Here is a 25,286-nt window from a genome sequence, read left to right as displayed (position 1 = left end):
ACTATTCCCTGAATGTCTGCCAGGCTTCAAACTGTCTGTCTTTATACAGCCATAGCACCGCAAACTGTGGAATTACCGCTTCACTCTGTGTTGGACGCAAAAAGACATAATCATCCACACCTGTCTGAGCATGTCTGGGGACATTCACCAGTTCCTGATTTGAACTGCGCCCGTACAACACATGAGGATGACTGCCTTGCGGATAGACATAATCTGCCATCCAGTAACCACCATAAATAAACAGTGCTTTAGACCTTTGTGGAATTTTTTCCAGTAAAGGCATACCTGGCAGACGTGTAAGCGGCAGCTCTTTAATGACAGGTGTTGCAATCCACATTGCTGTCTGCAGAGGCTTTAAAAACTCATTGTCAAAGTCACCGGGTTTAACCAGCATGGAACCAAATGACAGGTCATTACAGACGCTATGTTTCACGTGAAAACTGAAGCTTGGACTTCCTCCACCATTCAGACAGAGCTGGTCATGCCACAGTGCAGGATAAGTCCTTTGCAGATAATCAATAAAACCTGCGTAAATCTGCTGAGACTCCTCATAAGCCACCTGTGCCTTTTTAATAATGGAAGGCAGTTTCGTCACATGTGCGTCATAACCCATCAGACCACTGAATTTCAGATGCTGTGGATGTGCCTGAACAATATCCATCATTTCAGCCATCTGCTGTTCAGTCCTGATTCCTCCACGGTGTAAACCCACATCAATTTCAATATTGATCTGAAGCTGCACTGCATACTGCTGAGCCACTTCCAGATACTGATGCAGACGTGCAGGTGTATCAACTAGCCACTGAATCTGAGCATTTCCCCACTGAGAATAATGCTGATAAAAAAGCTGTACGGCATGTACAGGCATCGGCTTGCCAAACAGCACATCGGCTTCTGAGAAATTTTCCAGCAGAGGGATCAACTGTGGCAAATGAAAGACCATAAAGCGCTGTGTTGAAAGCTGTTCACTCAGTAACTGCAACAACTCTAGACATGCAAGTGACTTGACGACCAGGCGGGGCTGAAGATGAACAGCCTGTCTGAACTGCAGCTGAATATACTGAATATTCTGCTGAAGACACTGTCTGTCAATAATCAGTTGCGGTAAGCCGGTTCCCTGCTTTTTTAAATCACGGTTCAGTTGCTGAAAATATAGTTCCTGACTCATGTCATCGCCAACCTGTTATTCTGCATAAAATAATTGCTGTAAATATGGATTCAGAAATTTCTTTTCTGGATCAAGACGCGCTCTGAGTTGCAGAAAGTCATCCCACTTCGGATACAGCATCCTTAACTGTCCCGCATTCAGACTGTGCATTTTGCCCCAGTGAGGTCGCCCCTGATAACGCTGTAAAATCGGTTCAATTTCATCAAACAGCAGTTTCGGATTCTGCTTAATGTATTGATGCACAGAAATGGAAATCGAATCCCGCTGATAAAATGGACTCAACCAGATATCATCCCCTTTCACAAAGCGAAACTCAATCGGGAAAAAAGTCTGTTGCCCTGACTTCTGAAGCGCAGTCAGAATTTCCTGTAAGCAGGATATGCCCAGTTCAACAGGAACCTGATATTCCATTTCATTGAACCGTGTATTACGGGGTGTCGGAAATATTCTGCTCGACCAGTCCACACAAGTTGTGGGTTTCACAAAGACACCCAGCAGCTTTTGCAATTTTGGATTCAGTGAAGGAAACATTCGGGTCAGTTCACAGCATAGGGTCAGCAATGTATCTTCTGAAGGAAATGACTCTTTACGTGGCTGTGTATCCTCCTCAGTGATATCCAGTGTTTTCAGCATGACCTGCTCTGCATGTGAAAAAGCAAAAAATTCAATATGACGGTGTTCAGTTTTCCACTGCTGAATATGCTGCACCACTTCTGAAAGTGGACAAAGTTCAACATGCTCTTTCAGCTTATATCGAGGTTTGTTCTGCATTGAAATTTTTGTCAGCACACCAAAACTGCCCAGAGACACCCGCCCTGCCTGAAAAATTTCAGCATTTTCTGTGGGACTGCACTGTAACAGCTCACCCGATGCAGTCAGCAACTCAAAACTTTGTACATAGGCAGAAATACACTGCATGTCAGCACCCGTTCCATGTGTTCCCGTCGATACCGCACCTGCAAGGCTTTGCTGATCAATATCACCCTGCTGCATAAGGGACTGATTGATGGGCTGCAGGTACTGATCCAGATTGAACAGACGGGTGCCCGACCAGACTTCTGCAATACTGTTCTGCTCATCGGCACTGACCACACCACTCAGATGATCAAGTGACAACAGCGTTGCATCTGTGCAGACGAGTGGTGTAAAGGAATGTCCTGCCCCCACAACCCTGATTTTATCGCTCTGACGGACAATATCCTGCAGTTCAGACAGACTTTGTGGTTTTAAAATCTGTTGTGGACTGGCTTGCTGATAGCCCGACCAGTTGGACCATGTCTGCCGTTGTTCAGTCTGTTTCATAAAATTTCCTTATCTTTATTTTTCTATTCAGAAACCGCTGTTTTCAGATTACCCCGATTGGTACGTTTCAACAGTTCCTGAAGCGGCACTTCAGCAGGTCGGGTGGTTCGGTCATGCTGACGCTGGGCTTCCGTATTTTCCAGCTGTTGCGCCAGAGCACTGAATTTCAGCTGGAAGGCAGCATTGGTCCATTGTCCAAACAATGTATGACCGCCTTCATATGCCTGTTCCTGATATTCCTCATAGGTCGTTACATAGCCCATATAATCATTGCAGTAAGATGCAAGCCAGACAGGCTGATCACTGGTGTTCTGCACAATGGTTTCAAGCACACGCTTTCCGGCAGTGGTGGTGAACTCCCCCGGACAGCACACAATTCTCAACTGACCAATCTGAATCATCTGCAATGGAACCACTGAAGGTACCAATGGACTTTCCCTGATTGCACCTGCTTTGACCTGTCTGTTTATTTCATTGACCAGTGGATCAATAAATCCTGGAGCAAAGCCAAGTGGTTTACCCAGAATCCGCTTGATGCCAGATTCCATCAAAATGGATTTAACACCCTGCGATGCAAACAACTGCTGATAGAAATCAAAATCTTTGGCTGTACTGTCGTTCAGTTTTTTCTTTTTATACTGCTGACTCAAAAAACTCATAACCCGAACAATCGGCTTCGCAGCACCAAGTCCATCGACAGGTGTTCCTGCAAAAAAAGCCACCCCATGACAGGGAATACTGGTTCGTGCGTGTTTAACACCATGCGAAAGCTCCGGAGGAATATCCACGTTGCTCAGGTCGGTATAACTGAGTACAGCATCCAGTTTTCCACTTAAAACAGTGCCAGGTTTCATCAGTGCCTGTAATGCCTGCTCACTCTGGTAGCGTCCATTCTTCTGAGCATACTGATATTCCTGCTCACCTTTGATCGCCTGTCTGATTTTCAGCTGATTTTTCCCATGAAAATGAGGTGAAATGTCGCCTGCTGTTGCCTGAGCAAAAATTGCAACCGGATGATGCACCCCCTGTTCCAGCAGATACTGCTCTGAGTACCCAGCTGCATAGCCTTTATTGTCACCATCATGAGCATTCAGCGTATTACTCAGACAGGTGGCATGCACTCCAAAAAGCGAAATGAAAGCATGTAACTGCCCATCCCGATAAAACCCGAGCAGCTGCATTTCCCTGTTCATCGCCAGATGTGTTTCCGTTTCCTTACGATGTTGAACATCTGGATTACGGTTCCAGGCATTTAAGGAACGGTTCCATGCCACAGGAACATCTTCCGAAAAATGTGTTGTACTCATACAGATTTCTGTACGTCCCATCACTTTAAAAGCATGCTGAATACTGCTGACCGTTGCATAAACCACAGCATGCAGATGTTCAGGGACAAAACCCGGAGTAGGCATGTTATACAGCGCTTCATAAGCACAGCCGCCAGGACCTGAGTGTGTATGTGTTGCTGTCATCACAAAACGTTCTTCACAGAACAGATCTGCCATCAGTTTTTTCAGTTCAGCCACAACCTCTGAACGCATGGCATGAGTAATACAGCCAAAATCCAGACAGCTGAAAATCAGCGGCTTCTCCTGATGATCCTGAATCACCACCGTTCTGACATATAACGGCGTCCGTTTTTTGTATGCTCGATGCTGCCATGAGCCATAGCCAAACATGGCATAGCCTTTAGCTTCGATCTGAATTTCCTGCCTGCTCCATCCTGCCTGAAACATAAAAATTCCTTTTGTATGATTATTTTTATAGAGACAATTCTTAGTTTAAAAGTTAAACAAAATGGTGCAATATCAAGTAAGGGTTTATTGCACCATTTCATGGGGGGATAAAAGGACACATGCCCAGACAGCAAAAGGACTTTGCCGAAAAACATCATTTCATTCCACCTGCTCTGCTTTCCGGACTGCTTCATTATGCTGAAAATCAGCACATTGAATATATGCACTGGATGGATGGGATCAGCCTCGACATTGCTCAGATCAAGCAAGGGACAGGATTCATCTCATTTCAGGAAATCTGTACGGTTGTACGGCGTGCGCTGGCTGACTTGCGTGATTCTGCTCTTGGAGTAAAAGTGGGTATCACTGAAGGTCTGATGTCCATGGGCATTCTGGGGTTTGCCATGCAGTCATGCCAGACGCTTGAGCAGGCACTGGCAACCGGGATGCAGTACCATCCTGTGTCTGGCAGTGTGCTGGATATGGACTATCAGATGGACAAAGACGGTACGCTGGCTGTGGTTGTGACTGAACGCTATCCCTGTGGTGACCTTTACCGTTTTTTCTGCGATGAGTTTTTTTCAAGTATCATCACCTGCATGAATGCCATGCTGGGTGATCATGATGATCTGATTGCAATTCACCTGAGTTTTCCACGCCCCGCCGATACTGAGCCCTACCTTCAGCATTTTGGCTGTCCGGTGCATTTTTCTTCTGCAAAAAATACCCTGACATTTCACTCCTCACTGCTGCAAAGACAGATCCGCACTTACAGCATGGCAAATTTCAGCACCGCTATCCGTATGTGTGATCAGTTGATGCAGGATATACAGACCATCAATCAGAATAAGTATGCCAGCGTACTGGATTATCTGATTGAACAGCATTTACCGGATCGTTTCGATATGCTTCAGGCAGCTGAACACATGAAAATCAGTGAAAGACATTTACGCAGAATGCTGCTGATGGAAAACATCAGCTTTCAGCAGATCCGCCAGCAGGTTCTTGAACGTAAAGCCAAAGAACTGTTACTGCAGGATATTTCCATCAGCACGGTCAGCGAACAGCTAGGATTCAGTGAACTTCGGGAGTTTCGCAGAGCATTTAAACGCTGGACAGGACAGGCACCTTCAGACTTTAAAAAACTGATGATTTCTTCTGAATAATCCGTCTGTTCTGACGGTCATTCTGACTATTTTAATTTCAGAGCAAAAGCAAATCTGAGAACCCAGCAGTTCAGTATTTTCAATATATTATTTTTAAATTATTAATTTTCAACAGCTTAAAATGATGTAAAAAATACTCGACTAAAGCATTAATGCAAGCGGCACTTAAAATGCATATCTTTTAATCAGAGATAAAACAAATACAGAGATGGAGTTTCTGCAATGGTCAGCGCATATGATGAATTACCGCGTACACCCGCAAATTTTGTAGCATTATCCCCTTTACGCTACCTTGAGCGTGCGGCATATATTTACCCTCATCAGGATGCCATTGTTCATGGCGAACGTCGTATCTCATGGCGGGAAACATACACCCGCTGCCGACAGTTTGCCCATCAGCTGAACCGACTCGGTATTCAGAAAAATGACACTGTCTCCGTTCTGCTGCCGAATATTCCAGCCATGGTGGAAGCCCACTTTGCGGTACCTATGGCGGGCGCTGTACTCAACACCTTAAATACCCGTCTTGATGCAAAAACCATTGCATTCATGCTTGAACATGCTGAAACCAAAGTCCTGCTGGTCGACCCTGAGTTTGCCGCACTGGCTCAGGAAGCTGTAGCTCTCGCACCGCAGGATATCTACATTATTGATGTTGCAGATGCTGAATATGAAAACAATGACTCAACACCGCGTATCGGTCAGGTTGAGTATGAAGACTGGCTTGCAGAAGGTGATCAGGATTTTGAATGGCATTTACCTAGAGATGAATGGGATGCCATCAGTCTGAACTATACATCTGGCACTACAGGTAATCCCAAAGGTGTGGTTTATCACCATCGGGGTGCTTATATCAATGCTGCAAGCAACATCATTGCCTGCGGTATGACACCTCGCTGTAAATATTTATGGACACTGCCTCTTTTCCACTGCAACGGCTGGTGTTTTGCATGGACTGTTGCTGCCAATGGCGGCACAAATATCTGTCTGCGCAAAATTGATCCTGAACTGATTTTCAGACTGATTGATCAGTATAAGGTGGATTATTTCTGTGGTGCGCCAATTGTGCTGTCCATGCTGATCAACACACCAAAAGATCAGCAGATCAAGTTTACACACCGTGTTGAAGTGATGGTGGCCGGTGCTGCACCTCCTGCGGCAATCATTGAAGGTATGCATCATATCGGAGTACAGGTAAACCATGTATATGGTCTGACTGAAACCTATGGTCCATCCGCTTTGTGTGCATCTCAGGCGGGCTGGAGTGATCTGTCCATTCAGGAACAGGCTCAGCTGCATTCACGTCAGGGCGTACCGTATCCTCTGCAGGATGGTATGCGTGTTCTAGATTCTGAAACCATGCAGCCTGTACCGAATGATGGTACAACCATGGGTGAAATTATGTTCCGTGGCAACATTGTGATGAAAGGTTATCTGAAAAACCCTGAAGCCACCGCAGAAGCATTCAAAGGTGGATGGTTCCATACCGGTGATTTAGCCGTCTGTCAGCCAGACGGTTATGCCAAAATCATGGACCGCTCCAAAGATATTATTATTTCAGGGGGTGAAAATATTTCATCACTTGAAGTTGAAGAAATTCTGTATACGCACCCTGCCATTATGACGGCAGCTGTTGTTGCCAAGCCTGATCCACGCTGGCAGGAAGTACCCTGTGCTTTCATTGAACTGAAAAAAGGGGCAGAAACAACCCCTGAGGAAGTTATTGAGTTCTGTAAACAGCATCTTGCCCGCTTTAAAGTACCGAAAGATGTTGTGATCTGTGAAATTCCAAAAACATCGACAGGTAAATTACAGAAGTTCGTACTTCGTGACTGGGCAAAAGAACGTTCAATCGGTGAGTTTAATTAATCCTCCGCTGTATCAGCTCTGACAAAAAAGCCTTCATTTTTAATGAAGGCTTTTTTATTACAGTAAAACAGTTTCTGGGCATATTCAGAATAAAAAAAACGACCTGATCAGGTCGAATTTTTCAGCTTCAGTTCACTTATTTTGAATTATCTGAAATAAGTGCAACCTGCTGTACATAGTTAAACAGTTTCAGCTTTGAAGCTTCCAGTTCCTCAGGAGGAGCTGCTTTGGTCACATCACGCTGAATACGCAACAGATGCTGACGTAAAGTATGACGTTCAGCTGCATTGTGCATTTTAGTGAACTCATTAATGACCGGATCGCCCTGAGCAATAATACGGTCCACCCAGCGTTGCAGCTGTGCAGTTTTTTTCATTCCCTGTTTTGGGGTCAGGTAAGAGAGAATGACCGTTTCATCTTCATTGCGTAACAGTTTCCCAATACGCTGAAACTGTCTGCGACGTGCTTCAAAAGATGAAATCAGCTGAACATCCAGCAAAGCTTCTATAAGGCGTTCCTCGACAGGCAATGCCTCAATCTGCTTTTTTGGCAGTTCTGCCAGCTGTTCACCCAGTGCAGCCATACGCTGTACTGCTTTTTTCTGTTCAGTTTTACTTGCACGCCCATCCAGTGATTCAAAGTCTTCATCTGTAAAGCGGTTCGGTCGACGTGCCACGATTAATCTGCCTCGTAAAATTTTGCTGCAAAAAGTGCCTTGATGTCAGATAAAGCGGTTTCTTCATCTGCACCATCAATCACCAGTCTTAAGGTTGTACCCTTGCCTGCGCCAAGCATCAGCAGGGACATGATATTTTTTGCATCAACAAGCTTGTCGCCTTTACCAATCTGAATCGAAGAACGAAACTTGGTGGTAACTTCGATGAGCTTTCCTGACGCACGCGCATGTAAACCCAGTTTATTAATTACGTCAACAGTTGTGTCAATCATGACCAGTGCTTCATTTCTCTATGTAAAACCTGAACAGACCATTTTGCCTCAAGAGCCTTTTTTAGTCTATCTACAATATAAACAGAACGATGCTGTCCACCCGTACACCCAATGGATACCGTCATATAATGACGATGCCCTTCTGCAAAGGCAGGCAGCCATTTATCCAGGAAGTGGTAAATATCTTCAAACATTTCATTGGTCTGAGTGCTGTTTTCGAGAAATTCCCTGACCGGTTCATCCAGTCCAGAAAATTTTCTCAGTTCCAGATCCCAGTGCGGATTAGGCAGATGACGGACATCAAAAACATAATCTGCATCCAGTGGAATGCCATGTTTATAACCAAATGACTGCAAAATCACAATCAGCCGATCAGACTGACCCAACCTTGAAAGCAGGGTATCTTTTAAGTCGTGCACACTTTTATCTGTGGTATCAATATGCACTGTCGAACGAAGCTGTATCGGCAGAAGCAGCGTTTTTTCTTCCTGAATACACTGATTCAGACTTTTAAAACGGCTTGATAACGGATGTGGACGACGTGATGCACTGAACCTTGCAATCAGTTCCTGATCCTGAGTGGTCAGATAGACAATATCAACTGAACCATGTTTCTGTAACTGTTCAAAAACATGGTCAAATTCCTGAAGATCTTCACGGGTACTTCGGACATCGACCCCTAAAGCCAGCTGTTCAAGATTATTTTCATGATCGAGTTTCGCCACAATTTCAGGCAGCAATGCCAGGGGCAGATTATCAATACAGTAATATCCAAGATCTTCCAGTACCTGCAATGCAGACGACTTCCCTGAGCCTGACTGTCCTGTAACAATTAATATGCGCTTCATGGCAATGCTATTCCTTCATAGCGTAATTTATGCGGTAAATTTTACCTGCAGATTATCAATCAGGCGGGTTTTGCCCAGTTTTGCTGCAACGAACAATACAAGATCCTGATTAAATTCAGAAGTTTTCTGAAGTTCAGGAGTTCGTGCTTCCACATAGTCCACAACCAGACCTGCCTGTGTCAATGCTGCTTTAATATTTACTAACACTTCATCCAGTGAGGTCTTCTGCTGTAACTGCTGCTCTGCCAGTTTTAAGGTCTGGAAAATCACAGGCGCCGTCTGACGCTGTTCTTCGCTCAGATAGCCATTACGTGAACTGAGAGCAAGTCCATCTGCGGCACGGGCAATCGGTACACCAATCACTTCCAGTGGAATATTCAGATCCTGAACAAACTGACGGATCACAGCCAGCTGCTGATAATCTTTCTGACCAAAAAATGCATAATTCGGCTGTACGATGTTAAACAGCTTGGTCACGACCACAGCAACACCATCAAAGTGACCTGGACGCTGTAAACCACATAGATCATTGGTGATTTCACCCACGCTGATATTGGTCAGACGAGGTTTTTTGCCATACATCTGTTCAACCGAAGGAGCAAAAACAATATCACAACCCACTTCAGCCAGCAGTTTACTGTCCTGATCCAGGGTACGTGGATAATTATCAAAATCTTCATTTGGTCCAAACTGAATCGGATTGACAAAAATACTGACAACAACCACATCACACAGTTTACGTGCTTCACGAACCAGATTCAGGTGACCTTCATGCAGGTTACCCATGGTCGGTACAAAACCGATCAGCTTTTTAGCAGCACGGGCAGGACTCAGTGATGCACTCAGCCCCTGAATGGTAGTTTCTGTTTTCATGATTACAGCTCAACCTGAAAAGTATGTTCTGGCGCGGGGAAAGAACCATCCTGAACCGCAACATGAAATGCTTTAAAAGCATCTACAATTGCAGTTTCCCCTGCCTGTTCCTTCATAAAATTACGGACAAATTTTGCAACACGACCAAAAGTCAGTCCCAGCATATCCTGTACCACCAGCACCTGACCATCTGTTTCCACACCTGCACCAATACCGATGACAGGGATTTCAGGAAACAGTTCGGTAATTTCCTTACCGAGCTGTGCAGGAACACATTCGAGCAGTAAAACGGCAGCACCTGCCTCCACAACAGCTTTACAGTCTGCAATCAGCCTGTCCGCTGCTTCACGGGTACGTGCCTGAAGTTTATAGCCACCAAATACGTGTACTGACTGTGGTGTAAGTCCGAGATGAACACAGACCGGTATACCGTTACGGGTCAGAACCTGCACAGTTTCACTCAGCCATTCACCGCCTTCAATTTTGACCATCTGCGCACCTGACTGCATCACAGCTTTAGCACTGATCAGTGCATCATTCAGAGTTGCATAACTCATAAACGGTAAATCAGTCAGAATAAATGCATGCTGATTGCCACGGCGCACTGCAGCAGTGTGGTAGACCATATCATCAACAGTGACAGGGAGTGTCGAATCACGTCCCTGGATACACATTCCCAGTGAATCACCAATCAGAATCGTATCAATTTCAGCAATTTCCATTGCTTTTGCCATGCTCGCATCGTAGCAGGTCAAACAGGAAAACTTTCTTCCATCCGCCTTGAATTTTTTTAGATCGCTTAAACTGATCATGCAGATGCTCCTTCTATGGAAAATGCAAAATATGCTTACTAAATTAAATTTTTGCCCAGTTTTCATCAGCCAGTACATCAAGTACCGGATTTTTGACAATGGCTAAAGTTTTTAATGGCTGATCCTGTATCCGAATGGACTGATCCAGATCAAGCAATGGGATCACCACAAAGTCACGCTCCATGACACCAGGATGTGGCACAGTCAGACGCTCTGTTTTAATCTGTTCTGCACCATAAATCAACAGGTCAAGATCAAGTGTACGCTCACCCCAGTGACGCAGCCTGACACGACCTGATTCCTGTTCTATTCTTTGCAGCTCATCCAGCAAGGCATGCGCATCAAGTTCCGTCTTCAGCTCAGCGACGGCATTCAGATAATTCGGCTGATCCTGTGGTCCCATTGGAGGACTCTGATACAGTTTCGATGTTCGCACTGTGCCCAGCTGTTGCAGCTGGACAATAGCTTCACTCAGAATTTTCTGCGAATCACCTAAATTACTGCCCATCCCGATATATGTGGTGATCATTGTGTCGGCCCAAAAACAACCTGACTTAAATCACGCTGGACACGCTTACGCTTCATAATCGGGTGATCTGCACCAATACTGCCGTCTTCATTGACACGTACATCTGAACGTACAGGTCTCTCAGTCGATGTTTTCGGCTTACGCTGACGGCGCCCACGGGATTCTGTTTCCTGCACCAGAGGCTCAATTTCAGAGGTTCTGGAGTCGGGAGCTTCATCCTGCGCCGCTTTACGACGACTGCGCGAACGCTTACGGTTGTACTGTGCAATCGCCTTTTCTTTTTCGTCCGCACTCATGGTCTGATAAGCATCCCACCATGCCCCCATGCCCTGCGTTGAATCATCCCCTGAGTTTTCACGCAACAACAGGAAGTCAAAACCTGCACGGAAACGCACATGCCCAGACAGTGACTCGATCTGTTGCGGTTTAGGGTTGAGTAAACGGGTCTGCATTTCCCAGACTTCACGGATGAATGTTTCCGCAAAACGTGGAATGATGGTTCGGGTCGCCTGTCTTTTCAGTACATCCAGTCCTGCCTGAGCACGGGCTTCAGCTGGAACTGTTCCTTTTGCACTGTAAAACTCACAACGTTCAAGGAATGGTTTCCACAACAGAACCGCATAGAAGAATGCCGGGTTAATGGTTTTCCCGATCTGAATCCGCTGATCTGTATTTTTTGCAGCCTTGCCAATAAAGTCCGTGATATCCGGCTTGATCTCTGCAAACAGCTGTTTCCATATCCCAAAATCAATCAGCATCGGTAAAACACGGTGCAGATGCCCCATGGTAAACAGTTTCTGAGATTCATCGTAAAGACGGTGCGGAGACACATCCCGCAGCAGTTCAGTCATTTCAGGTATGAAAACTTCCAGTATGGAATCATCAATCTGAAAATTCAGCTTGGCTGCAAAACGCAATGCACGCAGCATACGAACGGGATCTTCTTCAAAACGTAATGCCGGATCACCCAGTAAACGCAAAGTCTTATGCTTGATATCATCGACTGCATTACAGAAATCCAGCACCTCACCTTTGCGTGGCTGGTAATACAGTGCATTGATGGAAAAGTCGCGACGTGCAAAATCCTGTTCAATACTGCCCCAGTTATTGTCACGCAGGATCATTCCTGCCGCAGAAGTCACAGCCTTTTTAGGTGGAGCACGGAAAGTCGCCACTTCAATCAGCTCACGTCCAGCATAGACATGGGCAAGCTCAAAACGCCGCCCAATAATCCGGCAACGGCGTCCAAAAACTTCTTTTACCTGAGCAGGAGTTGCATTGGTGACGGCATCAAAATCCTTAGGGTTAAGCCCAAGCATCAGATCACGGACACCACCGCCTACGATATAGGCTTCATAGCCTGCCTTGGTTAAAGCATCAATAACATCGAGTATTGAAGCGGGTAACATTGCAGTTGATAAACCGCATTTTGACGCGCGCAAAGTTTGCAAAAGACGTTGTCTCCTACGTCTGAACGTAAAATTCTTAAGATGCTGCTAATCATATAACTAACACCATCAAAGGGCAATTTGATTATCCAGATACCTGAAAGATTGTCTGCTGCAAAATTTTCCTGCTTCACCTGACCTATAAAGCCAGTCTGGCTCTGTTTTTCTCCATCAGCGCAGGACCAATTCCCTTGACCTGATCGAGCTCTTCCACCGATTTAAATTTTCCATTTTTCTGTCGGTAATCAATGATTGCCTGAGCTTTTTTCTGCCCGACACCTGTAAGCTGCTGAAGCTGTTCCAGTGTGGCACTGTTCAGACTGACTTTATTTCCTGTTGCTGCTGCAGCCGTTTTTTTTGAACTTCCAACAGTTGTAACTGTGGGTCTGGACAGATAATAGTCTGCGGTATTGCCTTTTAATTTCTGATCCTGTGCTTCCTGCTCAGCTTTCCATTTCAGATACTGCTGATCAAACTGCTGAGCATGCACTCCCTGAAAACTCCACAGTACAGCGGACAGAAAAATACAGATAAACTGATAAAATGTATGGGCTTTGATTGTCATTTTTAGCCTGTTTTTAATTGTTTTTTCGCCTGCTCCCAAAGTTGATCCATTTCTTCGAGGCTCAGTTCTTCAATTTTTTTATTCTGATGACCAGCCTGATCTTCAATATAAGCAAAGCGACTTCTAAATTTATGAATGGTTCTTAACAGAGCCATTTCCCCAGAAACGCCAAGTTTACGTCCAACATTGATCAGTGAAAACAGGCAGTCACCGAATTCTGCCATTATTTCATCGGAATTCTGCTGCTGAACAGCCTGATTCAGTTCAGAAAGTTCCTCTTCCAGTTTGGCATAAGCACCTGCAACATCTTCAAAATCAAATCCGATCTGTGCTGCATTCTGCTGGATCTGTTCAGCCTGAGAAATGGCAGGTCCATGCTTGATACTGTCCAGCCTGGAAACCGCCTGACCTGCTTTTTCTTTTTGCTTGATCTGTTTCCAAAGCTCAGACACTTCTTCCGGACTTAAAGCTGCAAACTGTTCAGCCTGAAATACATGAGGATGCCGACGGATCAGCTTATCTGTAATCGCCTGCACCACATCAGAGAAATCAAATGCCCCCTGCTCACTGTACATCTGTGACTGAAACACCACCTGCAACAGCAGATCACCCAGTTCATCCCGCACATCACTGGCATTACCATTTCTTACAGCATCTTCAACTTCATAAGCTTCTTCAATGGCGTAGCGGGTCAGACTCTGAGGTGTCTGTTCGCGATCCCAGGGACATTTTTCCCGAAGTTCTTTCATGATATTCAGCAGTTGTTCCATGGGAATTCCTCAGCATGTTTCAGGTTCATATTTACAGGTTTTATTGCTATGCTCAGTCTGCATTAAAAAAATCAGAACAATACAGAACAGGGAGCAAAAGACATGCAAAGTATCTTTATCAGTGGGGCTGCACAGGGGATTGGGGCAGCCATTGCAACCCTGTTCCATCAACAGGGTTATAAAGTCGGTATCTATGATATCAATATTTCCCAGGCCGAACAGCTTGCGCAGCAACTGGGAAACAATGCCAAAGCAGGATTGCTCGATGTTTCTGACTATGCACAGTGGCAGGCAGCGCTGACCGAATTTACCGCATGGGCAGGTGAGCTGAATATTCTTGTGAATAATGCAGGGATTCTTTATTCAGGGGCATTTGAAAATACCGATATTCAGTCACATCACCGGACGGTGGATATCAATATTAAAGGTGTACTCAATGGCTGTCATGCGGCTTTACCTTTTTTAAAAACAGCATCCTTTGCACGGGTCATCAATCTGTCGTCAGCTTCAGCCATCTATGGACAACCTGACCTGGTGTCCTACTCTGCCAGTAAATTTGCTGTTCGTGGGATTACTGAAGCACTGGATATCGAATGGAAAAAATACGGCATCCGTGTACTGGATGTGATGCCTCTGTTTGTACAGACTGCCATGGTAAAAAATATGGATGCTGCAAGCATTGATAACATGGGCGTACATTTAACCGCCTCAGACGTCGCAAAGGATGTATACAGCCGAGCCAGAGCAAAAGATACCCTGTTTACAGCAACGCATCTGCCCGTTGGCTTAAAAACCAAAGTTCTGTTTGGGCTGTCCAGTGTCAGTCCTCAGTTCGTAAACCGTTTAAGTAATCTGCTGATTGCACGGCGTAAATAATACTGAGCGCTTATCGCAATCCAGTAATGCTGAACATCAGTACTGCCCATAAAAAACCAGCATCACCGGATACTGGTTTTTTATTGTAACTATGCATTTTTCAGCACTTAGCCACGTTTAAATTTCTTTTCAGCCTTTTTGAATTTCTGAACATAACGGCGTTTACGGGCAGCAGTACGTTCATCAATCTGAGATTTACGACCTTCAAACGGGTTCTCAGAGGTTCTGAATTCGATTTTGACCGGTGTACCTTCAAGTTTATAGACTTTACGGAACACGTTTTCCAGATAACGACGGTAATCCGCAGGGGTTTTATCCACTTTATTACCATGAATGACAATCGTCGGTGGATTCTGACCGCCCATATGCGCATAACGCATTTTAATGCGGCGACCCTGTACCATTGGAGGCTGATGAGCGTCGGTTGCATCATTTAAAATCTGAGTGATTTTTGCAGGTGATACTTTCAGGTGCGAAGAATCATAAGCACGGTGAATGGATGGATATAAATCACCAACGCCCGTACCATGCAATGCCGAAATCAGATGGATTTTAGCCCATGGAATAAAGTCAAAACGACGATCCACATCAAGCTTGCACTGTTTGCGGTCATAATCAGACATATTGTCCCATTTGTTGATCGCAATCACCATGGCACGACCAGCTTCAAGCGCATAGCCAATCAGGTGCAGATCCTGCTCCACGATACCATCACGTGCATCTACAACAATTACAACAACATGTGCATCTTTCATTGCCTGTAAAGTTTTCACAATTGAGAATTTCTCAATCATTTCATCGACTTTACCTTTACGGCGCACACCCGCAGTATCAATCAGAGTGTATTGACGACCATCACGTTCAAATGGGATGTAAATCGAGTCACGCGTTGTTCCTGGCTGGTCAAATGCCACAACACGTTCTTCACCCAGCAGACGGTTCACCAGCGTCGATTTACCGACGTTTGGACGACCAATAATCGCTAAACGCAACCCTGTATGTTTATCATGCTCTTCTGGATTTTCATCTTCAGGTACATCAGCCAGTACGTCTTCCAGCATCTGCTGAACACCACGACCATGACTGGCTGCAACCTGCATTGGCTCGCCCATACCGAGTTTGAAAAACTCCACCAGTGCAGCTTCGGCATGTACGCCATCCACTTTGTTAGCAACCAGGTAAACTTTTTTACCCAGGGTACGCAGTTCACGGGCAATCTGCTCATCTGAAGCAAGCAGACCTGCACGCGCATCTACCACAAATATAATAATATCGGCTTCATGAATGGCAGTTTTGGACTGTTCTGCCATGTAGGAGTCAATACCCCCTTCATTTTCGCCAATACCCCCAGTATCGACCACAATAAAGGATTTATTCTGAAATACAGCATCGCCATATTTACGGTCGCGGGTCAGACCTGCGAAGTCAGCTACCAGAGCATCACGGCTCTTGGTAATCTGGTTAAATAAAGTTGATTTTCCGACGTTCGGACGACCAATGAGCGCAATTACGGGTTTCATAGATTAACCTTAATTCAGAATCAGACAGCGGGCTGGTCTGAACATCAGAAACAATAGAAGAAAAATAGGGTAAAACCTGAATAAAAACTCGGGGCTGAATAATCAAAACCCCGAGAATTTTAAAAAAATTAAATATCAGCGCTATAGTTTAGCACAAGGCAGAAAAAAAATTAACGGTTCTGCCAGACGCTGAATGCACCCTTTTGCGTGGATACATATAACTGATTGTCTACAACACGCAGTGAACGGACTTCACCACTGGTTTTAGCACGACCGGTCAGCTCTCCATTTGCAGGGTTAATCAGGTGCAGTGCGCCCTCATAATCACCCACAACGAGATCCTGACCCAGCATGACCGGATTACTCAGTTTACGGTTCAGCAGACTGTCATTCTGCCAAAGCTCCTGCCCTGTCGTAATTTCGTAAGCAGTAATTTTACCATCTGCACCTGCAACAAAAACAGCATTACCTGCAACCTCTGGACGGCGGATACTGCTTGAGTCTTCACTCCAGATCACTTGCTGGGTTGCAAGATCAGTCACAGTCACCTGCCCCTGAAAGCTGGTTGTCACAAGGAACTGACCTGCGATAACAGGGTCACCATCAATATCATTCAGACGCTGAATATCAGAACGCCCGTCACTGACAGCTACACGACGCTGCATACGCGGCACACCACTTAAAATATCCAGGGCATATACATAGGCATTGGCAGACGCAATAATGGCTGTCTGTGCATCAAGTGCAACCGGTTTCGCCATACCACGCAGGCTGAACTGAACATTCGGCAGGTTATACGTCCATAGCTGCTGACCAGTTGCCAGATCATGCCCATAGACTGTGCCATCATTACTGACGGTCACAACACGCCCAGACTGAATCAGTGATGGTGCAAGCACCGCACCCGCCAGCTGCGCTGTCCATTTCTGCTCACCGGTTGCCTGATCAAGTGCAAAAATCTGCCCTTTTTCATTACCGGTAATCAGCATGCCTTCACCAGCTTCAACACCGGCACTCAGACCTGATTTACTGATTTTTTTCTGCCACAGACGGTCTTTACCACGGAATGCAGATACTTCACCTTTAGGCTCAACCGTAAAAATCACGCCATTTTCTACATCCATCTGTAAACGTAATGGATCTTTGACAGAAGTTGCGGACACAGAATGCGTAAAGACAGGAACAAGGGTCTTGCTCTGTACAAGTTTAGGCAGTGGATTCGGCTTTACTTCTTCGACTTTGACTTTATTACTCGAACATCCTGCCAGTGCAACGACCAGCACGGTTAAAGCAAACGGTATTTTATATTTTATATCCATTAAGATGCTTCCACTTGTGTATTCAGAACTGGGCGTTCGATATCCGGATCATCCACCAGAACGCCTACACTTTCGAGTTTAATCTGTAAAATCTGACGTTCCTGTTTGCGCTCAAGCAATACATCCCATGCGCTCTTATATGCTTTTTTAGCATTTTCGACATCATTTTTTGCAACATAGACATCGCCACGGGCTTCTTCAGCCGTTGCTTTAAATGCCGGATCAGTGACTGCTGTCAACGTTTTTAAAGATTCATCATATTTTTTCTGAGCAAGCTGAGCATAAGCCAGGCGCAGTTTCAACACCTGGATCAGACCTTCATCTTTCACTTTTGAGTTTTCAACTTTCTTCAGTGCTTTTTCAGCAGCTGCATAATCGCCTTTATCAAAAGCCAGTTTTGCCATCAGAAACTGTGTCTGAATGGCCTGTGCTGAATCAGGTGCTTCTTTCACGATTTTATCCGCAGTAGCAGACAGGTCATTAAAAGCATTTGCACCATTGGCAGCATTTGCATCATCCATCAGTTGCTGAACTTTCGCTGTGTTCATCTGGTTTTCTGCCAGTGTTTTCTTCTGCCAGTACTCCCAGCCGAAAAAGGCAATCAACGCAATTAAAATCCCACTGACGATGGCAGAGCCATACTTTTTGGAGAAAGATTTTAAATTATCAAGTTGTTCTTCTTCACTTAACGCGCTCATACGACTACCTTTTCCCTTATATTTTCGGCTTATTTTGCAGAAAATCTGCCCATGACAAATGTAACAATATCAGTAATTGCAACATCATTCTGTTCAGCTGTTGCAAGTTCCTTCACAGACAACTGCTGTGCTTCCCACTCGCGCTCACCCAGAATCATTGCAAAAACAGCCCCTGACTGATCAGCTTTTTTCATCTGACTCTTCATTGAACCCTGTGAACCTGTTTTCAGACGGATTGTACTGCCCGCAGCTTCCAGCTGATCACGGATCTGCTCTGCCAGTACCAGTGCCTTACCTTGTGATGCAGGATCTGCAACCAGGAAAATATCACATTCACGGACAGGTGTGTTGTCTTCAACCTGTTCAAGCAGAAGCAATAAACGCTCCATACCCATTGCAAAACCAACCGCAGGTACAGACTGATCTGCTTTACCTTTCAACTGTCCAACCAGACCGTCATAACGTCCACCTGCACAGACTGTACCCTGTGAACCCAGATGCGTCGTTGTCCATTCAAACACGGTTTTATTGTAATAGTCGAGACCACGGACCAGTTTCTGATTAATGACAAAAGAAATACCCGCATCAGTCAGATACTGCTTCAACTGCTCAAAATGCTGTAGGGTTTCTTCACTCATAAAGTCATGAAGTTTTGGTGCATGTTCTAAAATTGCCTGTGTTTTAGCATCTTTAGAATCCAGAATCCGCAGTGGGTTGGTGCTTAAACGACGCTGAGAATCTTCATCCAGATCAGCCTTGTGTGCAGTCAGAAATTCAACCAGTGCTGCACGGTATTCTGCACGTTCTTCAGACTCACCCAGTGTATTCAGTTCCAGCTGCACTTTGTCTGCCACACCCATGCGTTTCCATAAACGCGCAGTCAGCAGAATCACTTCCGCATCCTGATCAGGTGTTGCCACGCCAAAAGTTTCCACGCCGAACTGGTGGAACTGACGGTAACGTCCTTTCTGCGGTTTTTCATAACGGAACATTGGACCAACATACCAGACACGTGGTGTTGCACCACGCAGCAGATTATGTTCAACCATCGCACGTACACAACCTGCTGTCCCCTCAGGACGCAAAGTCAGAGACTCAGGCGGGTTACCTTTATCAAAAAATGTGTACATTTCTTTTTCGACAATATCCGTTGCATCGCCGATTGAACGTTTGAACAGATGCGTCTGTTCAACTATCGGCAGACGAATCTGCTGGTAACCATAAGCATCCATAATGGAAGCCAGATGCTGTTCAAGACGTCTCCACGCAGCGGACTGGGATGGAAGTACGTCATTAAAACCTTTAATTGCAACAATTGAACTCATGATTTACTCAGAAAAACTTGTACGGATAATCTCTTTCGATTTAGCTTCTTCAAGCTCTACAATACGTTGACGAACCATGGATTCGATTTCATCAACCAACTGATTTGTATCAATCAAATGGCTTTTTTCACCATTCAGATAAACAAGCGAACGGGGTGCAGCACCCACCACACCAATATCAGCTTCCTTGGCTTCACCAGGTCCATTGACCTTACAGCCAATCACAGAGACATCCATTGGGGTACGGACATCTTCCAGACGCTCTTCCAGCGCCTGCATGACTTTGATAACATTAAATTCCTGACGCGAACAGCTCGGACAGGCAATAAAGTTAATGCCGTTGGAACGTAAACCAAGCGATTTTAAAATATCAAAGCCGATTTTAATTTCTTCTTCAGGTTCTGCTGCCAGAGAAATACGCATGGTGTCACCAATGCCTTCCATCAGCAGACCACCCAGTGCAATGGCTGACTTCACTGAGCCTGTGCGGTACACCCCAGCTTCTGTGACACCCAGATGCAATGGGTTATCAATCTGTTCGGACAGCAATCTGTAGGCATCCATGGTTAAAAACACATTGGATGCTTTTACAGAGACCTTAAATTCATGAAAATCAAGACGGTTCAGAATATCAATATGGCGCATGGCAGATTCAAGCAGTGCCTGACCTGTCGGTTCTCCATATTTTTTCTGAATATCTTTTTCCAGTGAACCTGCATTGACCCCAATCCGCATGGAAATATCGTTATGACGTGCAGCAGCAACCACTTCACGGATTTTCGCTTCTGAACCGATATTACCCGGGTTAATACGCAGGCAGTCTGCACCAAGATCTGCAACACGCAGTGCAATTTTATAATCAAAGTGAATGTCTGCAACGAGCGGTACGTTTACACGCTTACGGATTTCACCAAAAGCTTCAGCGGCTTCCATACTCGGTACAGAAACACGCATGATATCTGCACCGATATCTGCACAACGCTGAATCTGTACAACTGTCGCATCGACATCACAGGTTTCAGTATTGGTCATACTCTGGATGCTGATTGGTGCATCCCCCCCGACATAAACTGAACCAACACGGATTTTACGGGTAGGTCGACGTTTAATTGGATTCTCAATCATTATATTGCTCTGCTGTTCGCCTGCATTAACGTGATAAACGGAATTCTGCTTTGCCGTTTACAGTATATGGAGACAATGAAATACTTTCATTATTTAAGCTTAATGACACTGCTGCTGCATCATCCAGACGGATCTGGAATGGTGTTTCACCGCTGACAGCCAGTGTTGAAGCCTGACGACCTGTCGCAAGGACCTTACCTGTAGAATCCACGATATTGACTGAAGTCGGACGGCTGAACTCAAGCTTTAACTGATCACCTGAAACTGCTTCTGTACCGTTCATACTCAATACCTGAACATCCGGCTCTTCAGCTACAGGTGCTTCTGAGTTAGAACCGGATGATGTCCAGTTCTGGATCAGCATCACCAGTCCAGCCAGTACCACAACAACAACAGCTGCAATCAGACTGCGCTTCAGCCATTTTCTGTTACGTTCACTGTTTGAACCTGGCAGTTTCCCCATAATTTTAATTGGAGAATTATTCAGGGCATGATTCGGTAACAGACCTGTATCATTTGCATAAATTTCATCAAAACGCTGAATGATCGTTGAAGCATCCACCTTCAGATATTTCGCATAAGTACGATAATAACCCTTGATAAATGCCGGTTCAGGCAATGATTTGTAATCATCCTGTTCCAGAGCAGTCAAGGTTTTCAGCGGCATATTCAGTTCTGCTGCAACTACATTTAATTCATGCTTCTGATTCATGCGAATCTGACGTAAGTATTCACCTGGACGCTGAACATTTCCTAATGCGTTGGTTGCTGTGCTTGAACCGGTTGGTTGCTGTGAATTAGGATTTACTTCCATACGGCCTCAGTACTGTGCTGTAATTTCAAATAACTTTGGTATTCCTGGCTGTCTGGAAACAGAGCCCGTAACTGATTGACCAGCACCTGCATTCCCAGATTATCGCCATTGGCCCGTGCGATGCGGATACCGATCCATAATGCACGCGCTCCCTGATTTTTCTGACCGACTGCACGGACAAACTGCTCATACAGCTTCCCTGCGGATTCAGCCTGCTGGTTCAGATAAAGAATTTCTGATAATTCCAGCATTGAAACAAAAGAATTACGGTTTGCCTGGAGTGCCTGTCTGAATGCTTTTTCAGCACTCGCCTGATCTCCCAGCTTCAGATATACCCGTCCAAGATTTTCAAGTGCTCTTGAACGCTGATCATATCCAAGCGTTGCTCCCGCAATACTCAGTTGTTCAACCGCCTCATTATAACGCTCAACCTGATATAAGTACGTACCATAGTTGTTACGCGCCTGCGCATTTTTAGAATCTGATGAGATGGAACGGCGGAAATAGCTGTCAGCTTTTTCCATGCTGATTTTACTGCCTTCCTGCTGTAACAGGATACCCATCATCATATTGGCATTTGCATCACGTGGATCTGACTCAAGTGCCTGATCCAGTGCTCGTTTCGCTGCATCAAGATCACCACTGCGAATGTATTCAGCCGCCAGCTGAGATCTGACTTTGACTGCTTTTTCAGGATCTTTCTGTCCAATTGTAGCGGGAGTCTGACAGCCTGAAATCAACACTGTTGATATACAGACTGTTGTTATAAATGCAATTTTTAAAACAGACTTACCCAATTGACTTCCCCTTGATCTAGCCTTGCGAACGCAATATCTCATTTTTTTCTGAAATTTTCTTTTTCCATTGCTCTGCACGACGGGTACGATCTGCAACCTGACCAACAAGCTGACCACAAGCTGCATCAATATCGTCACCACGTGTCTGACGAATCGTACACACAAATCCTGCATCAGACAAAGTTTTTTGGAAAGAAATAATCCGGTTACGGCTTGAACGTCCGTATGGCGCATGCGGAAACGGATTAAAAGGAATTAAATTAATTTTACTTGGCAGATTTTTCAACAGCTTAATCATCTGCTGCGCATGCTCAGGATGATCATTGACACCATCCAGCATGACATACTCAATCGTCACGTGTTTACGTGAACTTTCATTGCCATCTTTGGCAATATAACGCTGACACGCTGCAATCAACTGTTCCAGCGGATATTTCTTATTGATGGGAACCAGTTCATTACGCAGTTCGTCATTTGGTGCGTGCAGTGATATCGCCAGAGCCACATCAATATCTTTCACCATCTGATCAATTTTAGGTACAACACCTGATGTGGACAGCGTGACACGGCGTTTTGACATACCATAAGCAAAGTCGTCGAGCATGGTACGCATTGAGTTCAGAACAGCATCATAATTTAAAAGCGGTTCACCCATGCCCATCATCACGACATTGGTCACAGAACGTTCACGCTCAAGCACAGGCACATCTTCCATGTAGGAATAGTTTGCCATCCACAGCTGACCAATGATTTCTGCCTGAGTCAGATCACGCTGAAAGCCCTGTTTACCTGTAGAACAGAATGAACAGTCCAGTGCACAGCCCACCTGCGATGAAATACACAAGGTGCGGCGTAAACCACTGCGGTGCTCAGCAGGAATCAGTACAGTTTCAACGAGTGAGCCTTCACCATCACCGACACGGAACACCCATTTTCGGGTACCGTCTTTGGAATAGTTTTTATGCACCACTTCTGGCGCTTTAATTTCACAGATTTTTTCCAGTTTTTCACGTAACTTGCCTGAAATATTGGTCATTTCAGCAAAATCAGTGACAAAAAACTGATGAATCCATTTCATGACCTGACTGGCACGAAATTTCTTCTCCCCCATATCTTCAAAAAATTTTTCAAGTTCAGCCCTGGACATACCCAGTAAATTCACTTTTTGTACAGGTTCTTTCTGCGCAGAAACGGATACTGATGTTTGCTGTTCAGCAGAAATAACGGATGAAGCAGTCACTTCGGTACTCATGTGTAATTACCTAAACCATATTTTAAAAGACAGGAGATGCTCAATAAATAAGCAGATGAAGCTCAAGAAATAAAAAAACCAGATAAGTATAATAACACTTATCTGGTTTGAATACTGCGAATTAACGAGTACGTGGGCAGATCTCAGTCTGAGCGAAGAAGTAGTTAACTTCACGGTCAGCAGATGCTACAGAGTCAGAACCGTGAGCAGCGTTTTCATCGATGCTTACAGCGAAGTCTGCGCGGATTGTACCTGGAGCAGCTTCTTTAGGGTTAGTTGCGCCAAGGATGTCACGGTGAGCAAGAACTGCGTTTTCGCCTTCAAGAACTGAAACAACAACTGGACCTGAAGTCATGAATGCAACTAAGTCACCAAAGAAACCACGTTCTTTGTGTTCAGCATAGAAGCCTTCAGCTTCAGCTTTAGACAGGTGTTTCATTTTAGTTGCAACGATTTTAAGACCAGCTTTTTCAAAACGGGCAAAGATATCGCCAACGTGGTTTTTGCCAACAGCATCTGGTTTAACGATAGATAAAGTACGTTCAATAGCCATTGATTGGCTCCTTATGTCAAATTAGACGTGAAAATTTTGCCGCATTATACCGAATAACAGGCTGATTTCAGCAGCTGATATGTAAAAAAACCCGATTTTTTCGACGTACTGCCTGGTGCTTTCAGCTGGCTTCGTCTATCCACGCCATCTGAATCGCTTCCAGCAGACCTTCTGTAGATTTTTCTGGACTGTCTGAAAAGTCCGGTAATGCGCATACCCAGGCATGCAGGTCAGTGAAACGGATCCACTGAGGGTCTACATCAGGGTGAGCTTCATACAGCTCTATTGCAATATCAATGGTATCTGTCCAGCGTAAGCCCATGACTTATCCTGCGTACTGTAAAAAATTCGATGCTGTACTTTAACAAATTTCAGTCTTTAAACACCAGTACCTAACCTGTATATACAATCTTTACAGCACGATATTCAGATAAGGTGCAGTGAAAATCACAGCGGTAGCGACTACAGCACCGATCACAGCACCCACCGCAACATCACTTGGATAATGCAGTCCCAGCACCATTCTGGAAAGTGCAACCAGTACGGTAAAAGGCAGCATCACAATCAACAGTACAGGTGCTACATAACCCAGTACAGTCGTTACCATAACGGCATGCAGAGTATGTCCAGATGGAAAACTGAAGTGATCCAGTGGCCGCTCACCCATGCGGATGACCTGATGCACCTGATAAGGTCGTGGTCTGACTGTTTTACTTTTAAGGACTTTATAAATCATGGTACCGATCAGACAGCCCAGAGCCAGGTAAATCAGCTGAACATAAAACGCCAGTCCTTTCATTGCCCAGACAATGAACAGCATACTGCCCCAGAAAAGACCATCTCCGAGACGACTGATAATTTTAAAAAACTGCGACACCTGGTCTGAATGAGAAAAATTATTCAGATACAGACAACCTTTCAGATCCAGGTCAAGTATTCTTATTTTTGCATTCTTAAATTTCATGGATACACT

The 25,286-nt window shown here is 45.0% G+C and carries 26 protein-coding genes; 3 read left to right on the top strand and 23 right to left on the bottom strand.

The genetic code is table 11. The features are described from left to right. Position 1: 1 nt before the first annotated feature. From CDG61_RS03445 to CDG61_RS03435, 3 genes are read right to left on the bottom strand one after another with little or no spacing between them, the layout of a single operon-like run. A complete protein-coding gene (locus CDG61_RS03445) occupies positions 2-1,168 on the bottom strand; it encodes an alanine racemase (protein ID WP_087551330.1) in 1,167 nt (388 codons plus the stop codon). A 15-nt stretch (positions 1,169-1,183) separates the two neighbouring features. Continuing rightward, positions 1,184-2,470, bottom strand: coding sequence for a D-arabinono-1,4-lactone oxidase (locus tag CDG61_RS03440; protein WP_087551331.1), 1,287 nt, complete (start codon positions 2,468-2,470; stop codon positions 1,184-1,186). A 23-nt stretch (positions 2,471-2,493) separates the two neighbouring features. After that, on the bottom strand, positions 2,494-4,206 hold the full coding sequence (locus CDG61_RS03435; RefSeq protein WP_087551332.1) for a neutral/alkaline non-lysosomal ceramidase N-terminal domain-containing protein: 1,713 nt from the start codon (positions 4,204-4,206) through the stop codon (positions 2,494-2,496). Positions 4,207-4,325: 119 nt separating this feature from the next. On the opposite strand from CDG61_RS03435, the gene CDG61_RS03430 reads away from it, so the two are divergent. Together CDG61_RS03430 and CDG61_RS03425 are read left to right on the top strand one after the other, a co-directional pair. Then, the gene (locus CDG61_RS03430; RefSeq protein ID WP_087551333.1) at positions 4,326-5,372 is read left to right on the top strand and encodes an AraC family transcriptional regulator; all 1,047 of its coding nucleotides are present in this window, start codon (positions 4,326-4,328) and stop codon (positions 5,370-5,372) included. A gap of 222 nt (positions 5,373-5,594) precedes the next feature. Next, a complete protein-coding gene (locus CDG61_RS03425) occupies positions 5,595-7,241 on the top strand; it encodes an acyl-CoA synthetase (protein WP_087551334.1) in 1,647 nt (548 codons plus the stop codon). A gap of 136 nt (positions 7,242-7,377) precedes the next feature. Here CDG61_RS03425 and yjgA read toward each other — a convergent pair whose 3' ends face one another. The 9 genes from yjgA to mazG form a co-directional block, all read right to left on the bottom strand. Further along, positions 7,378-7,917 (bottom strand): ribosome biogenesis factor YjgA, encoded by a 540-nt coding sequence (gene yjgA / locus CDG61_RS03420; RefSeq protein WP_087513050.1) that lies wholly within the window; start codon positions 7,915-7,917, stop codon positions 7,378-7,380. Between the two features lie 2 nt (positions 7,918-7,919). After that, a complete protein-coding gene (locus tag CDG61_RS03415) occupies positions 7,920-8,189 on the bottom strand; it encodes an HPr family phosphocarrier protein (RefSeq protein ID WP_087551335.1) in 270 nt (89 codons plus the stop codon). Then, positions 8,186-9,037 (bottom strand): RNase adapter RapZ, encoded by an 852-nt coding sequence (gene rapZ / locus CDG61_RS03410; protein WP_087551336.1) that lies wholly within the window; start codon positions 9,035-9,037, stop codon positions 8,186-8,188. Before rapZ ends, CDG61_RS03415 begins: the two co-directional genes overlap by 4 nt. 27 nt (positions 9,038-9,064) lie before the next feature. Continuing rightward, the gene (panC, locus tag CDG61_RS03405; protein ID WP_087551337.1) at positions 9,065-9,910 is read right to left on the bottom strand and encodes a pantoate--beta-alanine ligase; all 846 of its coding nucleotides are present in this window, start codon (positions 9,908-9,910) and stop codon (positions 9,065-9,067) included. Between the two features lie 2 nt (positions 9,911-9,912). Continuing rightward, entirely contained in the window at positions 9,913-10,722 is an 810-nt protein-coding gene (gene panB, locus CDG61_RS03400; RefSeq protein WP_087513054.1) for a 3-methyl-2-oxobutanoate hydroxymethyltransferase, read from the bottom strand. 43 nt (positions 10,723-10,765) lie between these two features. Next, positions 10,766-11,251, bottom strand: a complete 486-nt coding sequence (gene folK, locus CDG61_RS03395) for a 2-amino-4-hydroxy-6-hydroxymethyldihydropteridine diphosphokinase (protein ID WP_087551338.1) — start codon at positions 11,249-11,251, stop codon at positions 10,766-10,768. Then, entirely contained in the window at positions 11,248-12,702 is a 1,455-nt protein-coding gene (gene pcnB / locus CDG61_RS03390) for a polynucleotide adenylyltransferase PcnB (protein WP_087551339.1), read from the bottom strand. The genes folK and pcnB overlap by 4 nt, the downstream gene beginning before the upstream one ends. A 136-nt stretch (positions 12,703-12,838) precedes the next feature. Then, positions 12,839-13,264, bottom strand: coding sequence for a ComEA family DNA-binding protein (locus CDG61_RS03385; RefSeq protein ID WP_087551340.1), 426 nt, complete (start codon positions 13,262-13,264; stop codon positions 12,839-12,841). A 2-nt stretch (positions 13,265-13,266) separates the two neighbouring features. Then, positions 13,267-14,034, bottom strand: a complete 768-nt coding sequence (gene mazG, locus CDG61_RS03380; RefSeq protein ID WP_087551341.1) for a nucleoside triphosphate pyrophosphohydrolase — start codon at positions 14,032-14,034, stop codon at positions 13,267-13,269. 102 nt (positions 14,035-14,136) lie between these two features. Here mazG and CDG61_RS03375 point away from each other — a divergent pair, with 102 nt between their 5' ends. Further along, positions 14,137-14,910 (top strand): SDR family oxidoreductase, encoded by a 774-nt coding sequence (locus CDG61_RS03375; RefSeq protein WP_087551342.1) that lies wholly within the window; start codon positions 14,137-14,139, stop codon positions 14,908-14,910. A gap of 107 nt (positions 14,911-15,017) precedes the next feature. On the opposite strand, the gene der is transcribed toward CDG61_RS03375, so the two are convergent. The 11 genes from der to CDG61_RS03320 all read right to left on the bottom strand — a co-directional run bounded on the left by der (position 15,018) and on the right by CDG61_RS03320 (position 25,277). Further along, a complete protein-coding gene (gene der / locus CDG61_RS03370; protein WP_087551343.1) occupies positions 15,018-16,430 on the bottom strand; it encodes a ribosome biogenesis GTPase Der in 1,413 nt (470 codons plus the stop codon). A gap of 170 nt (positions 16,431-16,600) precedes the next feature. Then, entirely contained in the window at positions 16,601-17,749 is a 1,149-nt protein-coding gene (gene bamB / locus CDG61_RS03365) for an outer membrane protein assembly factor BamB (protein WP_087551344.1), read from the bottom strand. Further along, positions 17,749-18,447 (bottom strand): YfgM family protein, encoded by a 699-nt coding sequence (locus CDG61_RS03360; RefSeq protein WP_087551345.1) that lies wholly within the window; start codon positions 18,445-18,447, stop codon positions 17,749-17,751. The genes bamB and CDG61_RS03360 overlap by 1 nt, the downstream gene beginning before the upstream one ends. A gap of 29 nt (positions 18,448-18,476) precedes the next feature. After that, on the bottom strand, positions 18,477-19,772 hold the full coding sequence (gene hisS, locus CDG61_RS03355; RefSeq protein WP_087551346.1) for a histidine--tRNA ligase: 1,296 nt from the start codon (positions 19,770-19,772) through the stop codon (positions 18,477-18,479). A gap of 3 nt (positions 19,773-19,775) precedes the next feature. Beyond that, positions 19,776-20,897 carry a flavodoxin-dependent (E)-4-hydroxy-3-methylbut-2-enyl-diphosphate synthase gene (ispG, locus tag CDG61_RS03350; RefSeq protein WP_087551347.1) on the bottom strand — a complete coding sequence of 374 codons (1,122 nt, stop codon included), beginning with the start codon at positions 20,895-20,897 and terminating at the stop codon, positions 19,776-19,778. A gap of 25 nt (positions 20,898-20,922) precedes the next feature. Continuing rightward, the gene (locus CDG61_RS03345) at positions 20,923-21,711 is read right to left on the bottom strand and encodes a helix-turn-helix domain-containing protein (RefSeq protein ID WP_087551348.1); all 789 of its coding nucleotides are present in this window, start codon (positions 21,709-21,711) and stop codon (positions 20,923-20,925) included. Beyond that, positions 21,702-22,550, bottom strand: a complete 849-nt coding sequence (pilW, locus tag CDG61_RS03340; protein ID WP_087551349.1) for a type IV pilus biogenesis/stability protein PilW — start codon at positions 22,548-22,550, stop codon at positions 21,702-21,704. The genes CDG61_RS03345 and pilW overlap by 10 nt, the downstream gene beginning before the upstream one ends. After that, the gene (rlmN, locus tag CDG61_RS03335) at positions 22,525-23,760 is read right to left on the bottom strand and encodes a 23S rRNA (adenine(2503)-C(2))-methyltransferase RlmN (RefSeq protein WP_087551350.1); all 1,236 of its coding nucleotides are present in this window, start codon (positions 23,758-23,760) and stop codon (positions 22,525-22,527) included. The genes pilW and rlmN overlap by 26 nt, the downstream gene beginning before the upstream one ends. 121 nt (positions 23,761-23,881) lie before the next feature. Next, complete coding sequence (ndk, locus tag CDG61_RS03330) at positions 23,882-24,313, bottom strand: nucleoside-diphosphate kinase (RefSeq protein ID WP_087513068.1); 432 nt, start codon at positions 24,311-24,313, stop codon at positions 23,882-23,884. Positions 24,314-24,434: 121 nt separating this feature from the next. After that, a complete protein-coding gene (gene iscX / locus CDG61_RS03325) occupies positions 24,435-24,635 on the bottom strand; it encodes a Fe-S cluster assembly protein IscX (RefSeq protein ID WP_087513069.1) in 201 nt (66 codons plus the stop codon). A gap of 90 nt (positions 24,636-24,725) precedes the next feature. Further along, positions 24,726-25,277, bottom strand: coding sequence for a phosphatase PAP2 family protein (locus CDG61_RS03320; protein ID WP_087551351.1), 552 nt, complete (start codon positions 25,275-25,277; stop codon positions 24,726-24,728). Between the last annotated feature and the right edge of the window lie 9 nt (positions 25,278-25,286).

It is taken from the genome of Acinetobacter sp. WCHAc010052 (assembly GCF_002165295.2).
GTDB classification, from domain to species: domain Bacteria; phylum Pseudomonadota; class Gammaproteobacteria; order Pseudomonadales; family Moraxellaceae; genus Acinetobacter; species Acinetobacter chinensis.
The sequence above is the reverse complement of the archived record's forward strand: the minus strand, read 5'-3'. Positions and strand labels throughout refer to the sequence as shown.